Origin of the sequence: Microbacterium sp. K27 (genome assembly GCF_004794435.1) — a bacterium.
GTDB lineage: Bacteria > Actinomycetota > Actinomycetes > Actinomycetales > Microbacteriaceae > Microbacterium > Microbacterium maritypicum_A.
The window spans coordinates 77,527-97,523 of record NZ_SSDK01000038.1 but is presented as its reverse complement, the minus strand read 5'-3'; the positions used below and the strand labels follow the sequence as shown (position 1 = coordinate 97,523).

The window sequence follows — 19,997 nt, the reverse complement described above, 5'->3', positions numbered from 1 at the left end:
ATTTGATCGCACCCGACGACGGAGATGAGGAAGGGACCGCACATGGCCGTGAACAGCCCGCTCTCGATCGTCGCGCGATCCGCTCTGCAGCTGCGCGACTCAGGGCCCGCGACCGTGAACGATCTGTCCCGCTCGCTCGAGATCTCGCGCACGTCGGTCGAGAACGCGGTGACCGTGCTGGCCGACTCGGGCCTGATCGTCGACGCCCCCGCCCAGAACGGCGGCGGTGCCGGTCGCCCCGCCCGTCGCTATTCGTTCCACGGTGCCGCCGGGACCGTCGTGGGCGTCGACATCGGTGTCGCGAGCGTTCGCGTCGTGCTCGCCGATCTGTCAGGGGTCGTGATCGCGCAGCGCAGCTACTCCGGTGTGGCCGAGCAGCTCGACGGCGCAGCCAAGCTCGCGGCCGTGATCGACGACGTGCGCCGCACCCTCTCGGTCGTGTCGATCCCCGCATCGAAGGTACGAGCGGTCGGGGTCTCGCTCCCCGGCATCGTCGACGATGCGGGACGCGTGACCACCTCGGTCGTGATCCCCGAATGGTCGGGCATCGACATCGGCTCGCAGCTCCGGCACGCGTTCGGCTGCCCCGTCGCGGTCGACAACGGGGTGCGGCTCGCGGCCGTCGCCGAGCACCATCTCGGGGTCGCGCAACTCGTCGACGACGTGATCTACCTGTCCGTCGGCAACCGGATCGCGATGGGACTGATCCTCGGCGGACGACCGCGCCGCGGCATCCACAACGCCGCGGGCGACATCGGCCGCCTCGCCTTCCGCGGGCTGAACACCGAGACGGGCCAGATCACGTGGCGCACCGCCCCGACCGCCGCCGAGGTGTTCGCTCTGGCCCGCGGGGGCGATCACGCCGCACAGCAGGAGCTCGACGCCTTCATCGACGAGCTCGCGCACGGCATCGCCACCCTGACCATGACGGTCGACCCCGCCATGATCGTGATCGGCGGCGGGCTCTCCGCCGCGCACGAGCAGCTGCTCGATCCGCTCCGGGCGGCCCTGCCCGGCCACCTGGGCCTGCCCTTCCAGGTGCCGATCGCCGAAGCACGGCTGGGCGCCGAAGCCGCCGCGCACGGAGCCGTCGTGCATGCGTTCCAACGGCACGCCGCCGAGATCTACGGCATCGAGGACATGCCGGCGCCGCCCATCACCCCGCGGCCGCTCGAACCGGCGGGGGCGGAAGACACCGTCATCGACACAACCGAGGAGAAGCAGTGAGCACGTTGAAGGTCGGACTCATCGGCGCGGGCGGCATCTCCCGCGTGCATGCCGACGCCTGGCGGGCGCTCGGGGCGGAGGGGTACGTCACCTCTCTCGTCGGAGCGGAGGAGATCGCCGAGGAGTACGGATTCGAGCTCGTGCCCGACGTCGACACCCTCATCGGGCTGGTCGACATCGTCGACATCGTGACCCCCAGCAGCACCCACGCCGACTTCGCGCAGCGCGCCATCGCCCGGGGACTCGACGTGATCTGCGAGAAGCCGCTCGCGGCGACGGCCGAAGCCGCGGCGACCGTGGCCCGATCCGCCGAAGAGGCCGGGGTACGGCTCTTCCCGGCCCACGTCGTGCGGTACATGGGCGAATACGCCCAGATCAAGGCCGGCATCGACGCCGGTCGCATCGGCACGCTCGCCGTGCAGCGGTTCAGCCGTGCCGGCTCCGCCCCGCAGACGCCGTGGTTCTTCTCCGAACGCGCGGGCGGGGGCGTCATCCGCGACCTGATGATCCACGACATCGACCAGGCCGTCTGGTTCGCCGGTCCCGTCGCGAGCGTCTACGCAGTGCAGAACCCGCCGACGATCGACGACCGCGTTCCCGCCCCCGTCACGTCGCACGTGGTGCTCACGCACCGCAGCGGCGTCATCAGCCACATCCACGGCAGCTGGGTCGCTCCGGGCATGCCGTTCCGCACGAGCGTCGAGGTGTCGGGCTCCGAGGGGCGCCTCCGCTACGACAGCGCCGAGGACCATGCGCTGCGCACCGACGCCGTGCTCCCCGCGGGCGACGCCGACTACCTGCCGCCGATGTCTCCGCAGGAGAGTCCGTACTACGCCGAGATCGCCGACTTCGTCGCCGCGCTGCGCGAGGGGCGGGAGGCGAGGGTCAGCCCTGCGGACGGCATCGAGGCGGTCGCCGTCGCCGAGGCCGCATACGCGTCGATCGCTTCCGGCGCCCCCGTGGCGCTGTCCGAACACCGCGCTCCTGAACATTTCGCGCCCGATGCCGAGGAGGCCGCCCGATGACCGCTTCCGCCCCGCTGCGCATCGCCGTGCTCTCGTTCGCGCACACGCATGCCCTCAGTTATGTGCACGCGCTGCAGACGATGCCGGGAGTGGAGCTGATCGCGGCCGACCCCGACGGCGCTTCGGCTCCCGACGACGCCCCTCGCGGCGCAGACCTCGCGTCCGAGCTGGGCGTCGCCTACGTCGAGACCTACGACGACGCCTTCGCCTGGAAACCGGATGCGGTCGTGATCGCCGCCGAGAACTCCCGGCATCGTGCCCTCGTCGAGCGCGCGGCCGCGGCCGGGGTGCACGTGCTCTGTGAGAAGCCTCTGGCCACGACGGTCGCCGACGCGATCGCGATGCGCGAGGCGTGCGACCGCGCCGGCGTGATCCTGATGGTCGCCTACCCGGTGCGGTTCGCGCCGAGCGTGCGCGAGGCGATCGCCGAACTGCGCAGCGGCCGTCTCGGCACGGTCCTCGGCGTCACCGGCATCAACAACGGCAAGCTGCCGCAGGATCGTGCCTGGTTCACCGATCCGGAGCTGGCCGGAGGCGGCGCACTGGTCGACCACGTCGTGCACTGCGCCGACCTGCTCGACGAACTGCTGGGTGAGCGCGCCCAGTCGGTCCGCGCCGTGTCCAACAGCATCCTGCACGCGCAGAGCGAACTCGACGTCGAGACCGGCGGACTCGTGACCATCCGGTACCCGAGCGGGGTCATCGCCACGATCGACTGCTCCTGGAGCTGGCCGATGAGCTCGGCCACCTGGGGTGGACTCACCCTGCAGGTCGTCGCCGAGCGCGGCACGGTCACGGTCAGTCCCTTCGCCAAGGGGGTCGCCGGGCACGATGCGCACGGCGAGACCTGGAGCCCGGTCGGCGCCGACCTCGACGCGCTGCTGCTCGACGAGTTCGTGCGCGCCGTGCGCGAGGGGCGCCAACCGCAGCCCGACGCCGGCGTGGGCATCCGCACGGTCGAGATCGCCACGGCCGCGCAAGCCTCCGCCGCCCGCGGCGGCGCGGTCGTCGCCCTCTGACGCGCCTCGCGACGGACGATAACCAGAGCCGCGGACACAGCCGTCACGAGCTCACCCGAACCGAGCGGTGAGCTCGTGAACCTGGTCACGGTTGATCGTGCAGGTCCCGGCGTGCGACAGCACTCCGTCTGGCGTCGTCTACTCCTTGCAGAAGTAGGCGACGTCGGAGGCGAACGCGGTCCCGCGCTCCGCAAGCTCCTGGGATATCTTCGTCGCATCCGACCCGGCCGGCAGCGCCCTGATATCCACTGCGTACCCGTCCATGGCTGTCGCGTAGTCGGGAGTCAGACCGGAGTCGACATCCTCTTGTCCGCTGATGAACGCCTCACGGATCTTGTCGACCAGCGAAGCCGCAGCTGCGGGGTCGGACTTGACGAGTTCGGAAGCCCTCTCGAGATCAGGCACCACGTCGGCGGCGACCTTCTTGAGAGCCGTGCACATGGCGAGCTCCGCAGTGCTGAGGGTGCTCGCCGACGTGCTCGTCGGTGCCCCCGTGGGCGACCCTGCGGGTGCACCCGAGGAACTGGTGCACGCGGCAAGCAGACCCGCAGCCAGAACCAGTCCACCGAGAGCTGCTGCTGTCTTCGTCTTCATGAGATGACCTCCGGTCCTCGACGTTCGCATCATCCGGATGGACACTCACTGAGCGTGATGCGTAACGTGTTACGCGATCATCCCTGAACCGGACTATGCATCTGCCGAGGCCGCGAGCGAACGGCCGGTCGGAGCGCTCCCGACCGGCCTTCCTCGACGCTCCCGCCTCGGTCCGCGTCAGCTCACGTGTCCGTTCAGATCAGCTCACGTCGTGGCGAGCCCCGCGGCGCCCGCGGAGGACGAGCCCTGCACCGACGGCGATGACCAGCACGGCGCCCACGATGCCGCCGATCGCGACTCCGCCTCCCGTGGTCGCAAGGCCGGCAGCGGGGGGCGGGACCCGGTCGTGCGTGGTCGTGCAGGCGGTGCTGCACCCCGGGCTGGTGACCGTGTTGACCAGGTCACCGTCGCCGCGCGTTCCCACGGTCACCGAATACGTGATCGTGACCACGTCGCCCACTGCCAGGTCGCCTCTCCACGAGAGCGTCCCCGCGGCCGCGTCGAAGGATGCGGCACCGGCAGAAGCGGAGGCATCACCGTTGTAGGCGGCGTCGTCCAGCACCTCGGCGAGATCATCCTCGAGCACCGCTCCGGGAACGGACGCCAGACCGCGTTGGGTCACCGTGAGCGTGTAGGCGATGACGGAACCCGCCGCCACCGAGCTGCCAGACCTGGGGTCCGACTCCTTGGTCACGATGTAGCCGCCGACCGGTGTCTCCGTGGTGTCCGGAGGGGTGATGACAGGGGGCTTACCCGGGGGCGTGCCTGTCCCCGTCGCCGTGTTGACCACCGCGCCCGCGGCGAGATCGGCCGGCGTGATCGTATAGGGCCGGTCCGCCGTGCACACCACCGACTCCGCCGGGGCGAGCGCGTCCGGATCGCAGGTGATGCCGATACCTGCAGCAGCGAGCCTGTCGTCGTCGATCGTGAGTCCCGCGAGCGGAGTCTCGCCGGTGTTGGTGAGTTCGAACTCCCACGTGATCCGGTCGCCCACATCGTCGTAGCCGTTTCCATTGGCGTCGACGACTCCGGTGACCCTCTTGTCGAGGCTCATCCCGGGCACGAGCGGGTCGTTGAACACGGTGCAGACCACGGCGACGCCGGCGATCTGCGGAATCGTGACGCTCCCCGACGGACCGGTGCCGGAGCCGATCGTGGCCCCCGCGGGTCCCTGCGCATCGACGCACTCCCAGCGGGATCCGTAGTCCGCGAGATTCGTCGTTCCCGCGGCGGTCTCGCCGAAGTCGTAGGTGGCGTTCGGCTGCACGATCACCGATCCGGCGGTCTCGGCCGGCGACTGCGTCTGCAGCCCGGACTCAGCCCCCTCGGTGACCCCGATGCTGCCTGGTCCCGGCACGATGCCGCCGCCGGTGATCGAGAGGGCGAACTGATCGGTGGGCTGCACCCGCCCCGCCACGTTCTTCTGCACCGTCAGGGTCGGCGGCGCACCACAGGTCGCGAAGTCCGTCATGTTCGAGGCGACGGCCCCCGAGACCGGCACGTTCCCGACCAATGCCCCGGTGGTGGCGTTCACCCGGAGGATCGGTCCCGCGCCTCCACCGATGTACACCTCGCCGGTCCCACCGAAGGCGATGGCGGCATAGGTCACACCGGCGACGGGCTCGATCGTCGTGAGCAGCGACGAGGTGAGTGCGGAGTTCGACCCCGTCGAGGGGATCGAACCGTCGACGCGGATCAGCGCACCACCGGTCGGTGTGCTGCCCACGATGTACATCTGACCGAGGGTGTCGAACGCGAAGTCGCTGTTGGTGAGCGCGATGCCGTCGGGCAGACGGATCGTCGAGGCGACGCCTCGATTCGTGTTCGTCACGGGGTCGTAGACGGCGATCTGGTACTCGGTGCCGCCGGCGCCGATGCCCCCGTAGTAGTAGAGGCCGCTCGTCGGGCTCACCGCCCCGCCGACGGCCGAGTAGCCCGTGAGCACCTGGGCCGGTGTGGAGTCGAAGGAGTCGGTCGCGAGCGTGTAGTCGTACACGGTCCCCGCCTTGGTGAACAGGAAGTTCCCCCCTCCCGGCGCGATGCCCAGCTGATTGACGACGTTGTCACCGGGAAGGTCGACCAGCGCGGTCGCCGCCCCCGTCGTCGCATCGATCTGCCAGAGATCGCCGTCACCCGCACCCTGGTTGGTGACGTAGACCGTCGACCCCGTGCACTGCAGGACCGGCGCCGCCTGAGCGGCGGGTGCGGTGGCGATGGAGGCCCCGACGAGCCCGGCCGACACCATCAGCACGGCGGCGATCCCACCCCGCAGACCGCGGGCTCGAGGACGACTGAGGGCAGCGGACATGGAGTCTCCTTCGTGCGGCGCATCGTCCGCACACACCGGGCGCACGAAGAGGCTGCGCCGGGAGCGGACGGATCGATGCGGAAAGGGGCGACGCCGGACTCTCCGCATCGCTTCGAGGTCCGATGCTACTAGCAGGTAACGTGCTACTCCACCTCTCGGCGAGCAGAATACTGCTCTGATCGGGGCAGGAGCGCGACCGGGAAGCCTCACAGCAGACAGGAGTATGCTGACGTGTTGGGTCGTTCGGCCCGAAGAGTCTCGAAAGGCGGTGATGGCGATGTCCGGTGATAGTTACGACGCCGCCTTCGCTGCGTCGCGACTCCCTGCGCTAGCGCGTTGACCTTCCGGTCCGCTTTCGCACGTCCTTCTCCGCAGCCGTCGGCGGCGTCATCCGCCCCCTGACGAACCCGCGCACGGAGCTCTCTGCTGCCGTGCACCTGCGAGAACGGAGCCGCATGATGGCGCTCATCGACAACGGCGTGTACGTCCACGGACGTCGCGTGGAGACCCCCAAGAACCTGGACGAGACCTACCGGATGCTGGACGCCGCCGGGGGCATCGCCTGGATCGGCCTGTACCGGCCCAGCCCCGAAGAGGTGGCGTCCGTCGCGCGCGAGTTCGACCTGCATCCCCTCGCCGTCGAGGATGCGCTCTCAGGCCACCAGCGCTCGAAGGTGGAGCGCTACGGCGACACCCTGTTCGCCGTGCTGCGCCCCGCGCGCTACCGCGACGAGCAGGAGTCGATCGAGTTCGGCGAGCTGCACCTGTTCGTCGGCCCCGACTTCGTGGTGACGATCCGGCACGCCGAGTCGCCCAACCTCGCCGCCGTGCGCGCCCGCATGGAGGCGAACCCCGAACTGCTCGCGATGGGGCCGGAGGCCGTGCTCTACGCGATCCTCGATGAGGTCGTCGACGGCTACGAGCCGATCGTGGCGGGTCTGCTGAACGACATCGACGAGATCGAGGACCAGCTCTTCGGCGACGGCGACGACGACAGCGCGCTCTCCCGCCGCATCTACGAGCTGTCCCGCGAGGTCATCAACTTCCAGCGCGCCGTGCACCCGCTGAACGGGATGCTGGAGTGGCTGCGTCGGGGATCGGCGAAGTACCGCATCGACGAGGAGCTGCAGCGTTCGCTGCGCGACGTGCTCGACCACACGATCCGCGTCAACGAGAAGATCGACTCGTTCCGGGCGATCCTCGAGAACGCGCTCACCGTGCACTCCGCGCTGGTCGCACGCCGCCAGACCGAAGCCGGGCTCGCGCAGAACGACGAGATCAAGAAGATCTCCTCCTGGGCGGCGATCATCTTCGCCCCGACGCTGGTCGGCACGGTGTACGGGATGAACTTCGACGTGATGCCCGAGCTGCACTGGGCCTTCGGCTACCCGATGGCCATCGGCGCGATGGTCGCGTTCGCCGTCGGCCTGTTCGGGGTGTTCAAGTACAAGAAGTGGCTCTGAACCGACCGCCTCAGGCGAGCGGCTCACCGGTGCTGATGAAGCGGGGGTCGTTGCGCCGGGCGAAGCTCCGGGCGCTCTGCGCCGACAGGGCGAGCAGCACGAGGATGTCGAGCGCGACGCTCGCGAGCGAGGTGCGGAACGTGACGGGGATGCCGGCGTTCCACCAGTCGAGGAAGACGACGATGATGCTGAGCGAGGCGAAGCTCATCGCCACGATGCGGGCCCAGTTCGACCCGGCGAACACCAGGCCAGCGAGCACACCGTAGAACAGGTACCAGACGCCGAGCGCGCTGAACCCGACGATGAGGAGGACGTCGGCGACATCCGGCGGAACCAGCACGGTTCCGTCGCCGGTGGAGAAGATCTCCTCCCTGATCGCCGTCCAGTTCAGCACGTAGACGAGGATCGAGACGAGCCCCCAGATCACCCGGAGCGACATCAGCACCGTGCCGAGGCCGGTGGCCAGAGGACGCTTCACGACAGACCCCGCAGCTCGGTGACCGGCGCCTCCTCGACGGCCTCCTCCGCGGCATCCGCCGACCGCGCCTGCACCACGCGGCGGAGATCGACCACGGGCAGATCGCCATCGGTGTGGATGCTGTCGCCCCCGCCGTTTCGGGAGTGGTATCCCGTGGAGAAGTCACGGATGATGACGATGCGCACCCCGGTGTGCGCCTCGCGAAGAGTGCGGACGATGTGATCGCGTTCGATGTCGATGTCCGCATCGATCTTGTGGGTGATCTGCAGGGTGAACAGCGAGAACCCGACCGCACGGTCGAATGTGCCGGCGGCCACCCAGTCGACACGGTGCCCACCTGGCAGCATCCAGCCGTCAGGGCAGCGCCAGAATCTGACATGGTGCCGCTTGGCCGGGTTGCCCTCGACCTCCTGCTGATAGGCGAGATCCTGCCGTCTCCCGAACAGGAAGAGCGGGCTGACCGGGGCCTCGTCGTAGCTGCGCCTGAGCATGGTCGACGACACGATCCGCCAGGTCGATGCGGCTGTGATGTCATCGGCGCGTGTCCATCCGGCCTCGGCCATGCACCGGGTGAGCTGCTCCTCGGTGCCGAGGACGGCGAGGTTCACCGGGTCTCCGAGCAGGCCGTCGCTCGTTCGCGCCCGCCCGATGAAGTAGCTGGGCACGTAGATGCGCGTGAGGATGGAGTGCAGCCTCGGCAGCACGAGGTAGGCGAGGATCAGCCAGAACGCCACCGCGAACCCGATGGCCCACCAGCCCCACGAGAACGCCTCCGTGATGATGAGATACGCGAGCCAGATCGCGGCGAGACCGGCGAACACGAAGAAGACGTCGTCGAGAGCCGCGTTGACGGAGAACCGTCGGCGCGGGACCAGAGGGTCCCGCCGCTTGATCGGTTCCGTCATGTCCACATCCTAGGAACTGCGCGCTCGGGTGAGAAGACGCCCAGGGACCGCCCCCTCAGCGCGACCTCTCCTCTGCGGAGCCGAGATCCGCCCGGGCCAGCGCATCCGCTGCACGCACGAGCGCGAGGTGCGAGAAGGCCTGCGGAGTGTTGCCGAGTTGCCGCCCCGCCACCGGGTCATACTCCTCCGACAGCATCCCCACGTCGTTCGCGAGCCCGCACAACCGCTCCATGAGGGCATGCGCATCCGCACGCCGCCCCGTCAACGCGTACTGCTCGACCAGCCAGAACGAGCACGCCAGGAAAGCACCTTCCGAGCCCGAGAGTCCGTCGACCCCCGTACCGGTGCGATACCGACGCACGAGCCCGTCGGACATCAGCGTCTGCTCGATGCGTGCGACCGTCGCCAGCATCCGGGGATCATCCGGCCGGCAGTACCCCACCTGCGGAAGGAGGAGCAGCGAGGCGTCGACCTCGGTGGTCGCGTAGTGCTGCACGAAGTGACCGTCGACGACACCGTCGCGATCGATCTCCTCGCGCATCCGATCCCGCAGCCCGCGCCAGCGCTCCACGGGGCCTTCGAGCCCGTGCTCCTCGACCGCGCGCACCGCGCGATCGAACGCCGCCCACATCATCACCCGTGAGTGCGTGAAGAGACGGGGCTCACCCCGGATCTCCCACAGTCCCTGATCCGGGCGCTCGATCTGCTCGGAGGCGAATCGGACCAACTCGCGCTCCAGAGGCCAGGAGAAGCCCGACTCGTTGAGTCCCGCCGCCCGCGCGGCCGACAGCGTCACCAGCACCTCGCCCACGACGTCGGCCTGATACTGGTCCGCCGCACCGTTGCCGATCCGCACCGGGGCGGAACCCTCGTATCCCGGGAGATTCGTCAGCACGCGCTCCAGGAGATCTCTCTCCCCCGCCGGGCCGTACATGATCTGGAGGTCGGCAGGGTCCCCGGCGACGGCCCGCAGCAGCCATTCCCGCCACTGCCCCGCCACCCCGAGGAACCCGTGGGCGAGCAGCGCTTCGAGGGTGAGGGCGGCATCGCGCAGCCAGACGTAGCGGTAGTCCCAGTTGCGCACGCCCCCGATCTCCTCCGGCAGGGCCATGGTCGCCGCGGCGGCGATCCCGCCCGTCTCGTGGTTGGTGAGTGCCCGCAGGATCAGCAGCGACCGGACCACCTCGTCCCGGTGCGGGCCGTCGTGCGAGATCCGATCGGCCCAGTCCTGCCACCAGGCCTTCGTGGCGTCCAGCTCGTTCTGCACGTCGAGCGCATGGGGGAGGTCGAGGTGCGAGGGGAACCACGTCAGCTGCAGGTCACGCACCTCTCCGGCGTCGACCGCCAGCTCGCCCCGGTGCTGATGGTCGATCGGCTTCAGCGGTGCACCGCGCAGGGCGAGGGCATCCGGGCCCCCCATCGCGACCAGACAGGGGTCTCCCTCCGGCCCGACCTGGCGCACCCAGGGCATCACCCTGGCGTAGTCGAAGCGGATGCTCAGCCGCTGCTCGAAGACCATGGAGCCGCGCACTCCCACGATCCGGCGGACCAGATCGGTCCGCCGGATCGCCGCATCGGGATCGAGTCCCATCGGCATGAAGTCGTGCACCTCGGCGACCGCATCGCCGCTCTCCCATCGGGTGACCAGCACGAAGGTCTCCCGGTCGTAGCGTCGCGTGCTCGTCGCAGCGGGGTCGGTCGGATGCAGCAGCCACCGCCCGTGGGACTCGTCGCCGAGGATCGCCGCGAACGTCGATGCCGAGTCCAGCCGCGGCAGGCACAGCCAGTCGATGCTGCCCGCGCACGACACCAGCGCCGCCGTGCGGCAGTTGCTCAGCAGCGCGTAGTCCTCGATGCGGACGCCCGCCTCATCCCCCACGGCGCCTCAACCCCTCGGGCCGGATGATCGGAGGTCGATGTCCGCGATGTCGATGTCCGCGATGTCGATGTCCGCGATGTCGATGTCCGCACTGTCGAGCAGCGACACGGCCCTCGAGCCCGCTCCCGTGGCGCGGACGCCACCGGCTATCGACACCTCGCCCACACGTCCCCCCACTTCCAGTGTGACCACGTTAGCCCCCGCGGTGACGAGCCGTCCGCCGATGCGGAGCGCGTCGACGGATCCGGTCCCCGTCACGCTCAGCGTGATCGCCGGGAGCGTCATCTGCACGCCTTTGACGAGGCTCAGCCCCTCACCGCCGCTCGTCGTGACATCGCCATCCACTGCAAGCCTCCCCATCGGCCTGCTGATCTGGATGCCGATCGACCCGTCGCCCGTCGTGCGGATGCTCTGGAACCTCGCCTCCCGCAACGTGCCGTCGTAGAGGTTGAAGCCCCGGGCACCCTTCCCCGTCGTGACGATCGGCGCGCGCACGTCGAGGGTGTCGATATCGCCGAAGTTCACGACCCCGATACCGCTCGGCCCGTGCGACGCGACCTCTCCCGTGGCGATCCAGGTGCCCACCGATCCCCAGTTGTCGAGCACCATGTCGTTCGGGCCGTACGTCGTGACGGCCCCCGCGGTGCGCACCGCGTCGACCGTCGCCCCGCTGAGCACGAACACCCCGGCCGAGATCAGGTCCGGCGTCCCCGCCGGGATCGCCCCGTCCGTGTGCACCTCTCCGGTGCGCAGTCGGGTGACGTGCACGGTTCCGCCCGCACCGCGCCCGTCCCGACCTCCGTGTCCCCCGACGAAGATCCCGCTTCCGTACACCGGCTCGGCCTCCGTCCCCGCAGAGATCTCGAGCAGTTCGGCTGTCAGCTCCACCTCGGGATCCGCCTGCCGGTTCCACAGCGTGAAGCCTCCTTGCAAGACGTCCACGCCGAACCCGTGCGGACGGTGGAACCGTCCACGCAGGTCGGCGGTGATCACCCGCACGTTCTCGGCCTGCACGTGCCCGGCACGCACACGGTCCTCCGCCAGGATGACGATCTGCCCCCGCGTGGTGACGTTGCGCAGCGTGAGGGTGCCGAGATCGGTCACCCCCGTGTCGTTGAGGATCGCCGCCTCCTCATCGGCCGTCAGGATCGAGATGTCCTCGAGCGTGTTGTCCGAGGTCAGCCGCACACCCCTGGCCCCGAACTGCAGGGTCCCTCCGCGAAGACTCACACCGGGCGCGAGGGTGAACCCCGGCGCCCCGACGATCACCCCGCGCACCTCGATGTCCTCGACACCTGCGCTGACGGCGGCCAGCAGCTCCCGAGCCGTCGAGACGGTCACCGCGTGTTCGCTCATCGTTCTACTCGGCCGTCAGCAGCGCGACGTTCTCCTGAGCCCACGTGCGGAAGTCCTTGAGCCCGGGAACGAGTTTCCGCAGTGACGTCAGGTCACGCGCCCCGGTGAACTCGGCGTCGAAATCGCCGTAGTACTGGAACATGTTGCCGAACTCGTCACTGCCGGGAGCGCCCGAGCTGCGCGCATCGTCGTACGCGATCGACCGGAATCGCACGGGTTCCCCGAGCACGTCGCTCAAGACGGACGCGTACTCGGCTCCCGTCAGGTGGTCCCCCGCCAACCCGACCGTCCGGCCGATGTACTCGTCGCCCGCGGCCAGGATCGCGAACGCGGTCCGTCCGATGTCCGAGACGTCGACCGCCGACATGCGCTTCCCGTCCTCGAGCGGAAGCGTCAGCGTCAGCACACCGTCGTCCTCTCGACGCGCGCCCATCGCGGAGGCCGCGAGGTTCTGGAAGAAGAATGCCGTGTTCAGGTAGGTGGTCGGCACTCCTGCCGCGGCGAAGAAGGCGTTGCCCTCGCCCTTCGCGTCGAAGTGCGGCACGTTGTAGTGATCCTGCAGCACAGGCATTCGCGGGTCTTCCAGGGGGAGCAGATCGCGCGTGTCCTCCAGCGTCGACCACACCACGTGGCCGACGCCGCTCGCGGCGGCGGCGCGGGCGAGCGTCGCGATCTCCGCGAGCTCCCTGGCAGCGGATCCGTGCGCCCAGAAGTTCGTCACCAGGAACGCGCCATCGACGCCGGTGAGTGCGGCGACCACGCTCGGCTCGTCGGCGAAGTCGGCCTGCACCACCTCCACTCCGCGTGCGGTGAGCGCGCGTGCGGCCGGGGACGCCGGGTCGCGCGTGAGCGCGCGGACGGCGAATCGCTGCTCGGGGTCGGCGAGGATGGCGTCCACGACGCCACCGCCCTGGGAACCGGTCGCACCGGCGACCGCGATCTTCTTCTGTTCGTTCATCGGCTTTCCTTCTGTTGCTCTTCGTGCGGTTGCAGTTCGTGCGGTTGCGGGTTCGGGAAGATCCATCACAGGGCGGCGCGGGCCTCCTCCGCGGTGACGGTCCGGCCGAGCCCACCGATCTCGTGCAGTTCGCCGTACACCTCGATGCGCACGGACTGGTCGAGTCCGCCGACGTTCACGGGTGCGAAACCGGCGGAGCGGATCAGCGAGGCGACGGCCTCCCCTGCCGCACCGTCGTCGGTCGCATAGAGGAGTGCGATCGCAGGATCCTGCCGAGCGCTCACCTTCATCGACTCCGCGCCCAGCGTTCCGAAGGCCTTCACGAGGGATGCTCCGGCGGGGAGCTTCTGGGCCAGGATCTGGCCCGAGGACTCCTCGGGCGCGAGGATCTTCACGTATCCGCCGTTCCCGTCCGGGCCGAGCGGATTGGAGGGATCGACGACGATCTTGCCGTCGAGAGCGTCGCGGTTCTCGTCGATCAGCTTCTTCGACACGTCGAACCAGACGGCGAGGATGACGATGTCGGCAGCGGCGATCGCGGCGGGCACCTCGGCCGCACGCGCACTTCCGCCGACCGCGGCGGCGAGCGACGCCGCCTTCTCCAGGTCGCTGCCGGCGATGATCAGGTCCTCTCCCCCGTCCGCGAGGTCCTGGGCGATGATGCTGCCGATCTTTCCGGTTCCGATGATGGCGGTGGTCATGGTGATCTCCTGTAGGTCTTGTGCGGTCGGTGCTATGCGGACTTGTTGAACATGTAGCGGCTGATCTTCCATCGGCCGTCTTCGACGGCGAAGGTGAACAGCTCGCGATTCGACTCCGGCGTGGTGGTCGACGTGGCGCGGACGGTCTGGGTTCCGTTGCTGCGGGTCAGCGCGGCGGCTGCGGTGTCGCTGAACACGGTCACCTCGTCGATCGTGAACACCACCGCGAGGTGGATCGCCGCGAACACGGCGTCGTAGGCCTGTGTGAGCTCCGGGCCCACGGCCGTGGGCAGCGTCGTCGGCATGAATACGCCGTCTTGCGTGTAACATGACACGGCAAGCGCGGTGTCATCGGTATTGAGTGCCCGCTCGTAGGTGGCGAGCAGCTCGCGGATATCTTCTTCGGCTGACATGGTGTCCCTCTCGGTTCCTGCGATGCCTAGATTACTTTCCGTGGAAAGTATATGGTCGGAGTACGGTAACCGATCCCACGCAGGAGGTATTCCCATGACCACGAAACCGACGATCATCCTCGTTCACGGATTCTGGGGCGGCGCCGCCCACTGGGCGAAAGTCATCGTCGAACTGCGGCGGCGCGGGTACGAATCGATCCAGGCGGTCGAGAACCCGCTCACCTCGCTCGCCGACGACGCGGAGCGCACGCGCACGATGATCCGGCAGGTCGACGGCCCTGTCCTCCTGGTCGGGCACTCCTACGGCGGGGCGGTCATCACCGAGGCAGGAGACCTGCCCAACGTCGTCGGACTCGTCTATGTCGCGGCCTTCGCTCCGGATGCGGGCGAGAACCCCGGGCAGATCAGCGCGGAGCACCCGCCCGCAGCGTTCGAGAACATCGCGCCGGACAGCGACGGCTACCTCTGGGTCGCCCAGGACAAGTTCCAGGAGAGCTTCTGCCAGGATCTGACGGACGATGAGGCGCTCGTGATGGCCGTCACCCAGAAGGCGCCGCTCGCCTCCACGTTCGGCGACGACGTCACCGCACCAGCCTGGAAGGTCAAGCCCACCTGGTACCAGGTGTCGACCCAGGACCGCATGATCCACCCCGACAACGAGCGGCGCATGGCGGCGCGGATGTCACCGCGCAAGATCGTGGAACTGGATGCCAGCCATGCCTCGCTGGCCTCGCACCCCGCCGCGATCTGCGATCTGATCGACGACGCGACAACCGCCATCGCCGGCGCCTGACCCCCGATCGACCGTCGGATGCCGCGGGCCCACGCCGCGGCGTCCGACGGTCACTTCTCGTCGGGGCCGCTGATGTGGTCGAGCAGCTCGTCGAGCGTCTCGAAATCGATGCTCTCGGAACCGTCGAGCTCTCGCACCTCGACCCCGTCGACGTCGAGCTGGTCGTCGAGCTGCACGAGGATGCGCGACTCGGGGAACTGCTTCGGCGCGACGAAGGCGAGCAGCACGGCGTCGGCGAACACCACGACCGAGGTCGCCTCGAGGTCGTCTCGCAGATCGATCTGCTCGACCACGGACTCGTCATCCACCGCATCATCGATGTCGGTCGCCACCTCGTCGATCACCGCGCGCCAACGGGATTCCCCGACGGAGAGGATGCGCGAAACGGCCGCGATCAGCACATCGAGATCGACGTCGTCGCCGTGTTCGTCATCGTCGTCGAGCTCCGGGTCGATGTTGACGTTGACCACGGTTCCCGCCGCGTCGATGCTCGCCCGTCCGTAGACGAGGCCGTTCTCGGCGATGGGATCTTCGAGCAGCCCGCTCTCGACGATGCGGGCCAGGAGGGAATCGAGCGCAGGCGAGGTCATGCCTCCAGTCTTTCGCATCGCCCGGGTTCCCGGGCGGTCATCGCGCGCGAAGGAGGGGAGCGAGGAGCACACCGACGGCCGCCAGAGCGGCAGCCGCGACGAGCACCCCGGGCGCTCCGGCCTGCGCGTAGGCGAAGCCGGCAGCCACGGGACCGACGAACGCCCCCAGGTTCAGCGCTGCCGTGGCATAGGCGCCGCCGAGGACCGGGGCACCCGACGCCTGCCCGACGATGCGGGCGATCAGGGCCGAGCCCACGGCGAACGACAGCATGCCCCCGACCGCGGCGCCGAAGAACACCCCCGGCACGGAATCGACGGACAGGGCGAAGACGCTCCAGGCCGTGGCCGTCACCGCGGCACCCCCCACGATCCAGCCCCGCTCGAAGCGGGCCGCCCATCGGCCGGTCGCGGAGACACCCACGAAGGCTCCCACCCCGAAGGCGGCGAGCAGCAGGGGGATCCCGGTCTCCTCCACCCCGGCATCGGCACCGATCACAGCGAGGAATGTGAAGACGCCGAAGGTCGCGGCGTTCACGAGCACCGCGAGCACCACGGCGACGACCACCGGGCGACGCCTCAGTTCCCCGAGCTCTGCACGCACGGCGATCCTCGGCGAACGCGGCACCGCGACGAGAGTGCGGTCCCGCAGCAGGGCGACCACAGCGGGCAGGCACAGCAGCGCGACGGCCCAGAAGGTCGAGCGCCAGCCGTACGCATTCGCGAGCGCCGCACCGGCGGGGACGCCGACGATCGTGGCCAGGGTCGTGCCCGAGAGGAGGACGGCGACGGCGCGCGTCACCGTCGCCGGATCGACGACGGCCCGGACCGTCGCCAGAGCGATCGCGAGGAATCCCGCGTTCGCCAGGGCAGCGAGCACGCGCGTCGCGAGCAGCAGCCAGAAGGAGGACGCGAGCGCGCCGACGAGGTGCGCGGCGATGAAGACCACCAGCAGCAGCACGAGAGCGCGCCGCGGAGCCCAACGGCTGGCGAAGACCGCCATGGTCGGGGCGCCGATCACCATGCCGACCGCGAAGGCCGAGGTCAGCAGGGCCGCCGTCGACGGATCGACATCGAGATCGACGGAGAGGGGGAGGAGGAGGCCGGCGAGCATGAACTCGCTGGTGCCCTGGGCGAAGATCGCCAGAGCCAGGACGGGGACGAGCAGGGGCATGGAGCATCCAGACACGAAGACGCCGCTCGAATCGCACAGCGCGATGAACAGCGGGTGAGAAGGGTCGACAGCGGATGCGGGGAGCGCGCGGAAGGCGCTCGACCCGCGATCTACGGTCTGTCGGACTCAGGGCTCACGGTCCCAACCTAGCCGATGCCGAAGCGGCCGATAGGCTCGGTGCCGTGTCGAACGCCGAATCCTCCGTCTCCGCATCCGCCGCCTCCGACCTCCGCCGCATCGCTGCGGCCCTCGCGGATCCGGAGCCGCTGAACTGGGTCATCACGGGCGACTCGATCACCCACGGGCTGGTGCACACACAGGGCGGGCGCAGCTACCCGGAGCACCTGCACGAGCTGATCCGCGGCGAACTGGAGCGCGTGCGCGACGTCGTGCTGAACACCGCGATCAGCGGCAACCGCATCGTCGACCTCCTCGGCGACTGGGACCGTCGCGTCGCGTCGTGGCACCCCGACGTCGTCACGCTCATGATCGGAACGAACGACGCCTCCGACGGTGGACCGCGCGAGGTCATCACGGCGGACGACTACGCCGCGTCGCTGCGGGAGTTCGTCGAGCGGGTGCGCGGGTTCGGGGCGATCCCGGTCCTGCAGACCCCGCCCGCGATCGACACCCGCAACGCCCCGGAGCGGGCGCGCATCGGCGAGTTCGCCGATGCCGTGCGGCACGTCGCCGCGAGCGAGGACGTGATCGTGGTCGACCAGTACGCCCGCTTCGCCGATATCGGCGCCGGTGGCATCCCGTGGGGGCTCATGAACGATCCGTTCCACCCGAACACCGAAGGGCATGCGGCCCTCGCGCTCGAACTCGCGCACGTGATCGGCATCCGCCCCGACGGGCCCCGCGCGCGCACCTTCGCCCTGCTCGAAGGAATGGTCGCGACCGCCCGGCTGAACGGCTAGACCGCTCGGACGCCCTCACCCTCGGTGGACGAAAGGCCTCTGGACGCCGCCGCAGGCCCCCGCTAGGTTGAGCGCATTCGCAGTCGTCGGAGAGGTGGGGGCATGTCTCACGTGGTGGCAACAGGGGCCGGGAAGGCCATGATGGAGCGTCGGAACGACCCGACGCACGATTACATCCTCGAGCTCACCGGCAAGGAGCGACCCCGCGTCCTCTTCGTCGGCACGGCCACGGGTGACGACAGCGCGTACATCGTGAGCTTCTACTCCACCTACGACTCCGACAGGTGCGCGCCACACCACCTGCCGCTCTTCCACCGCGCGGTCGACGACCTCGCCGGCTTCGTCAAGGGCTTCGACGTGATCCACGTCGGCGGCGGCAACACCGCGAACATGCTCGACGTGTGGAAGCGGCAGGGCCTCGACGAGATCATGCGCGAGATGTGGGAGGACCCCGACTCGAACGTGGTGTTCACCGGAGGCAGCGCCGGGGGCATCTGCTGGTTCGAAGGCGGCACCACCGACAGCTACGGCCCCACCCTGCAGGTCCTTCCCGAGGGACTCGGGTTCCTGCACGGCAGCTTCTGCCCGCACTACGACGCCGAGGACCAGCGCCGTCCGCTGTTCCACGCCTCTCTGCTGAGCGGCGAGCTCTCCACCGGGTACGCGGTCGGCAACCTCCAGTCCCTGCACTTCGAGAACTCCACCTTCGTGACCGCGGTCAGCCCCGTGGAGGACGCCCTCGCGCTGCGCGTCGAGGCCATCGACGGCAAGATCGTCGAGACCGAACTCCCCACGACGGTGCTCGCCGGGAACGCCCCGATCGTGAAGGGACCGTCGTCATGAACGACAACGTGTGGATCCTCGTCGCCGAGCTGATCGTCGTCATCGGCGCCATCTACATGGGCACCCGCACGAGCGGGATCGGGCTCGGCGTGTGGGGGCTGGTCGGCGTGGCCGTCCTCATCTTCTTCTTCGGCGAGGCGCCGGGCAATGCGCCGGTCGATGCGGTCTTCATCGTCATCACCGTCATCACCGCCGCATCGACCATGCAAGCCGCCGGCGGCATCGACTGGATGGTGTCGGTCGCGGCGAAGGTGATCAGACGCAGGCCGAGATCCGTGGTCTTCCTCGCCCCGGCGATGTCGTTCCTCTTCACGGTGGGCGCCGGAACGGGGAACATCTTCTACCCGTTGCTGCCCGTCATCTACGACGTCTCGTATCAGCAGAAGATCCGTCCGGAGCGGGCGCTCTCGGTCTCCGCCGTCGCCTCGCAGGTCGGCATCCTGTGCTCCCCCGTCTCCGCAGCCACCGCCTCGATGGTGGTGCTGCTCGCCCCTCAGGGAGTCGACCTCGGCGGGCTGCTGCTCATCATGTGGCCGGCCTCGATCGTCGGGCTCTTCGTCGCCGCACTCGTCATGATGCGTCACGGCAAGGACCTGGAGGACGACCCCGAGTTCCAGAGGCGCCTGGCCGACCACCAGATCAAGCCGCCGGAGACCGACGCCCACGAGAAGAAGCTGCCGTCGACCGCCGTCCTCTCCGCCTCGTTGTTCCTGGCCGGCGTCGGCGTGATCGTGCTCTTCGGCCTGTTCGAGAATCTGCGTCCGGTCATCGGCACCGACGACGCCGGCGACCCGGTTCGACTCAGCGTCACCGTGATCATCGAGGTCGTGATGGGCATCATCGCCGCCCTGATCTTCGTCTTCTGCAAGGTGAAGGCGGCCGACGTGCCCAAGCAGCCCACGTTCCCCGCCGGCATCGTCGGCGCCATCGCGCTCTTCGGCATCGCCTGGCTGGCGAACACGTTCGTCGCCGCGAACCAGACCCTCATCGTCGACGGACTCGGCTCGGTGGTCTCCGGGTCTTCGGCTTTCCTCGGTGCGCTGCTGTTCGCGCTGGCGCTGTTCGCAGTCGCGATGCTCACGACCAGCCAGTCGAGCGCCACGAACGCGATCGTGCCGATCGGCATCACGATCGGCCTGCCCGCCTCGCTCCTGGTGGGGCTCTGGCCGGCGGCGATGGGCATCTACACGCTGCCGGCCAACGGCAGCCAGGTCGCGACCGTGGCGTTCGACCAGACGGGAACCACCAAGATGGGCAAGTTCGTCTTCGACCACTCGTTCCAACTGCCGAACCTCATCTACGTGGCCGTGGCGATCATCGTGGGCGTGCCGCTCTCGTTCCTGTTCACGTGAGC

General features: G+C 69.1%; 19 protein-coding genes. 8 read left to right on the top strand and 11 right to left on the bottom strand.

Going from position 1 to position 19,997, the window contains the following annotated elements; genetic code table 11:
* Positions 1 to 42: 42 nt before the first annotated feature.
* The 3 genes from DW307_RS09660 to DW307_RS09650 are packed head-to-tail and all read left to right on the top strand — an operon-like array spanning position 43 to position 3,271.
* On the top strand, positions 43 to 1,227 hold the full coding sequence (locus DW307_RS09660) for an ROK family transcriptional regulator (protein ID WP_136024602.1): 1,185 nt from the start codon (positions 43 to 45) through the stop codon (positions 1,225 to 1,227).
* On the top strand, positions 1,224 to 2,252 hold the full coding sequence (locus DW307_RS09655; protein WP_029258868.1) for a Gfo/Idh/MocA family protein: 1,029 nt from the start codon (positions 1,224 to 1,226) through the stop codon (positions 2,250 to 2,252). Before DW307_RS09660 ends, DW307_RS09655 begins: the two co-directional genes overlap by 4 nt.
* Positions 2,249 to 3,271, top strand: coding sequence for a Gfo/Idh/MocA family protein (locus DW307_RS09650; protein ID WP_136024601.1), 1,023 nt, complete (start codon positions 2,249 to 2,251; stop codon positions 3,269 to 3,271). Before DW307_RS09655 ends, DW307_RS09650 begins: the two co-directional genes overlap by 4 nt.
* A gap of 138 nt (positions 3,272 to 3,409) precedes the next feature.
* Here the strand turns inward: DW307_RS09650 and DW307_RS09645 are convergent, their stop codons facing one another.
* Both DW307_RS09645 and DW307_RS09640 read right to left on the bottom strand, forming a co-directional pair.
* On the bottom strand, positions 3,410 to 3,865 hold the full coding sequence (locus tag DW307_RS09645; protein ID WP_136024600.1) for a hypothetical protein: 456 nt from the start codon (positions 3,863 to 3,865) through the stop codon (positions 3,410 to 3,412).
* Positions 3,866 to 4,064: 199 nt separating this feature from the next.
* Positions 4,065 to 6,173 carry a DUF7927 domain-containing protein gene (locus tag DW307_RS09640; RefSeq protein ID WP_168441013.1) on the bottom strand — a complete coding sequence of 703 codons (2,109 nt, stop codon included), beginning with the start codon at positions 6,171 to 6,173 and terminating at the stop codon, positions 4,065 to 4,067.
* A 458-nt stretch (positions 6,174 to 6,631) separates the two neighbouring features.
* Here DW307_RS09640 and DW307_RS09635 point away from each other — a divergent pair, with 458 nt between their 5' ends.
* Entirely contained in the window at positions 6,632 to 7,636 is a 1,005-nt protein-coding gene (locus DW307_RS09635) for a magnesium and cobalt transport protein CorA (protein WP_029258864.1), read from the top strand.
* A gap of 10 nt (positions 7,637 to 7,646) precedes the next feature.
* On the opposite strand, the gene DW307_RS09630 is transcribed toward DW307_RS09635, so the two are convergent.
* The 7 genes from DW307_RS09630 to DW307_RS09600 all read right to left on the bottom strand — a co-directional run bounded on the left by DW307_RS09630 (position 7,647) and on the right by DW307_RS09600 (position 14,326).
* On the bottom strand, positions 7,647 to 8,114 hold the full coding sequence (locus DW307_RS09630; RefSeq protein WP_136024598.1) for a hypothetical protein: 468 nt from the start codon (positions 8,112 to 8,114) through the stop codon (positions 7,647 to 7,649).
* Entirely contained in the window at positions 8,111 to 9,019 is a 909-nt protein-coding gene (locus DW307_RS09625; RefSeq protein WP_136024597.1) for an LssY C-terminal domain-containing protein, read from the bottom strand. The genes DW307_RS09630 and DW307_RS09625 overlap by 4 nt, the downstream gene beginning before the upstream one ends.
* A gap of 55 nt (positions 9,020 to 9,074) precedes the next feature.
* A complete protein-coding gene (locus DW307_RS09620) occupies positions 9,075 to 10,898 on the bottom strand; it encodes a glycoside hydrolase family 15 protein (protein WP_136024596.1) in 1,824 nt (607 codons plus the stop codon).
* A gap of 6 nt (positions 10,899 to 10,904) precedes the next feature.
* The gene (locus DW307_RS09615; RefSeq protein ID WP_205810451.1) at positions 10,905 to 12,254 is read right to left on the bottom strand and encodes a hypothetical protein; all 1,350 of its coding nucleotides are present in this window, start codon (positions 12,252 to 12,254) and stop codon (positions 10,905 to 10,907) included.
* A 4-nt stretch (positions 12,255 to 12,258) separates the two neighbouring features.
* Positions 12,259 to 13,212, bottom strand: a complete 954-nt coding sequence (locus DW307_RS09610; protein WP_136024595.1) for an NmrA/HSCARG family protein — start codon at positions 13,210 to 13,212, stop codon at positions 12,259 to 12,261.
* A 65-nt stretch (positions 13,213 to 13,277) separates the two neighbouring features.
* Positions 13,278 to 13,913, bottom strand: a complete 636-nt coding sequence (locus tag DW307_RS09605) for an NADPH-dependent F420 reductase (protein ID WP_021200205.1) — start codon at positions 13,911 to 13,913, stop codon at positions 13,278 to 13,280.
* A gap of 32 nt (positions 13,914 to 13,945) precedes the next feature.
* The gene (locus DW307_RS09600) at positions 13,946 to 14,326 is read right to left on the bottom strand and encodes a YybH family protein (protein ID WP_021200204.1); all 381 of its coding nucleotides are present in this window, start codon (positions 14,324 to 14,326) and stop codon (positions 13,946 to 13,948) included.
* A 94-nt stretch (positions 14,327 to 14,420) separates the two neighbouring features.
* On the opposite strand from DW307_RS09600, the gene DW307_RS09595 reads away from it, so the two are divergent.
* A complete protein-coding gene (locus DW307_RS09595) occupies positions 14,421 to 15,119 on the top strand; it encodes an alpha/beta hydrolase (protein WP_029258857.1) in 699 nt (232 codons plus the stop codon).
* A 50-nt stretch (positions 15,120 to 15,169) separates the two neighbouring features.
* On the opposite strand, the gene DW307_RS09590 is transcribed toward DW307_RS09595, so the two are convergent.
* Together DW307_RS09590 and DW307_RS09585 are read right to left on the bottom strand one after the other, a co-directional pair.
* Positions 15,170 to 15,709, bottom strand: a complete 540-nt coding sequence (locus DW307_RS09590; RefSeq protein WP_029265613.1) for a hypothetical protein — start codon at positions 15,707 to 15,709, stop codon at positions 15,170 to 15,172.
* Between the two features lie 37 nt (positions 15,710 to 15,746).
* A complete protein-coding gene (locus DW307_RS09585) occupies positions 15,747 to 16,880 on the bottom strand; it encodes an MFS transporter (RefSeq protein ID WP_136024594.1) in 1,134 nt (377 codons plus the stop codon).
* 182 nt (positions 16,881 to 17,062) lie between these two features.
* Between DW307_RS09585 and DW307_RS09580 the strand changes: the two genes are divergently transcribed.
* The 3 genes from DW307_RS09580 to DW307_RS09570 all read left to right on the top strand — a co-directional run bounded on the left by DW307_RS09580 (position 17,063) and on the right by DW307_RS09570 (position 19,995).
* A complete protein-coding gene (locus DW307_RS09580; protein WP_029265615.1) occupies positions 17,063 to 17,800 on the top strand; it encodes an SGNH/GDSL hydrolase family protein in 738 nt (245 codons plus the stop codon).
* A gap of 102 nt (positions 17,801 to 17,902) precedes the next feature.
* Positions 17,903 to 18,643: a Type 1 glutamine amidotransferase-like domain-containing protein gene (locus DW307_RS09575; RefSeq protein ID WP_029258853.1), complete on the top strand. Its 741-nt coding sequence runs from the start codon at positions 17,903 to 17,905 to the stop codon at positions 18,641 to 18,643.
* On the top strand, positions 18,640 to 19,995 hold the full coding sequence (locus DW307_RS09570; protein WP_021200189.1) for an anaerobic C4-dicarboxylate transporter family protein: 1,356 nt from the start codon (positions 18,640 to 18,642) through the stop codon (positions 19,993 to 19,995). The genes DW307_RS09575 and DW307_RS09570 overlap by 4 nt, the downstream gene beginning before the upstream one ends.
* Positions 19,996 to 19,997: the final 2 nt, after the last annotated feature.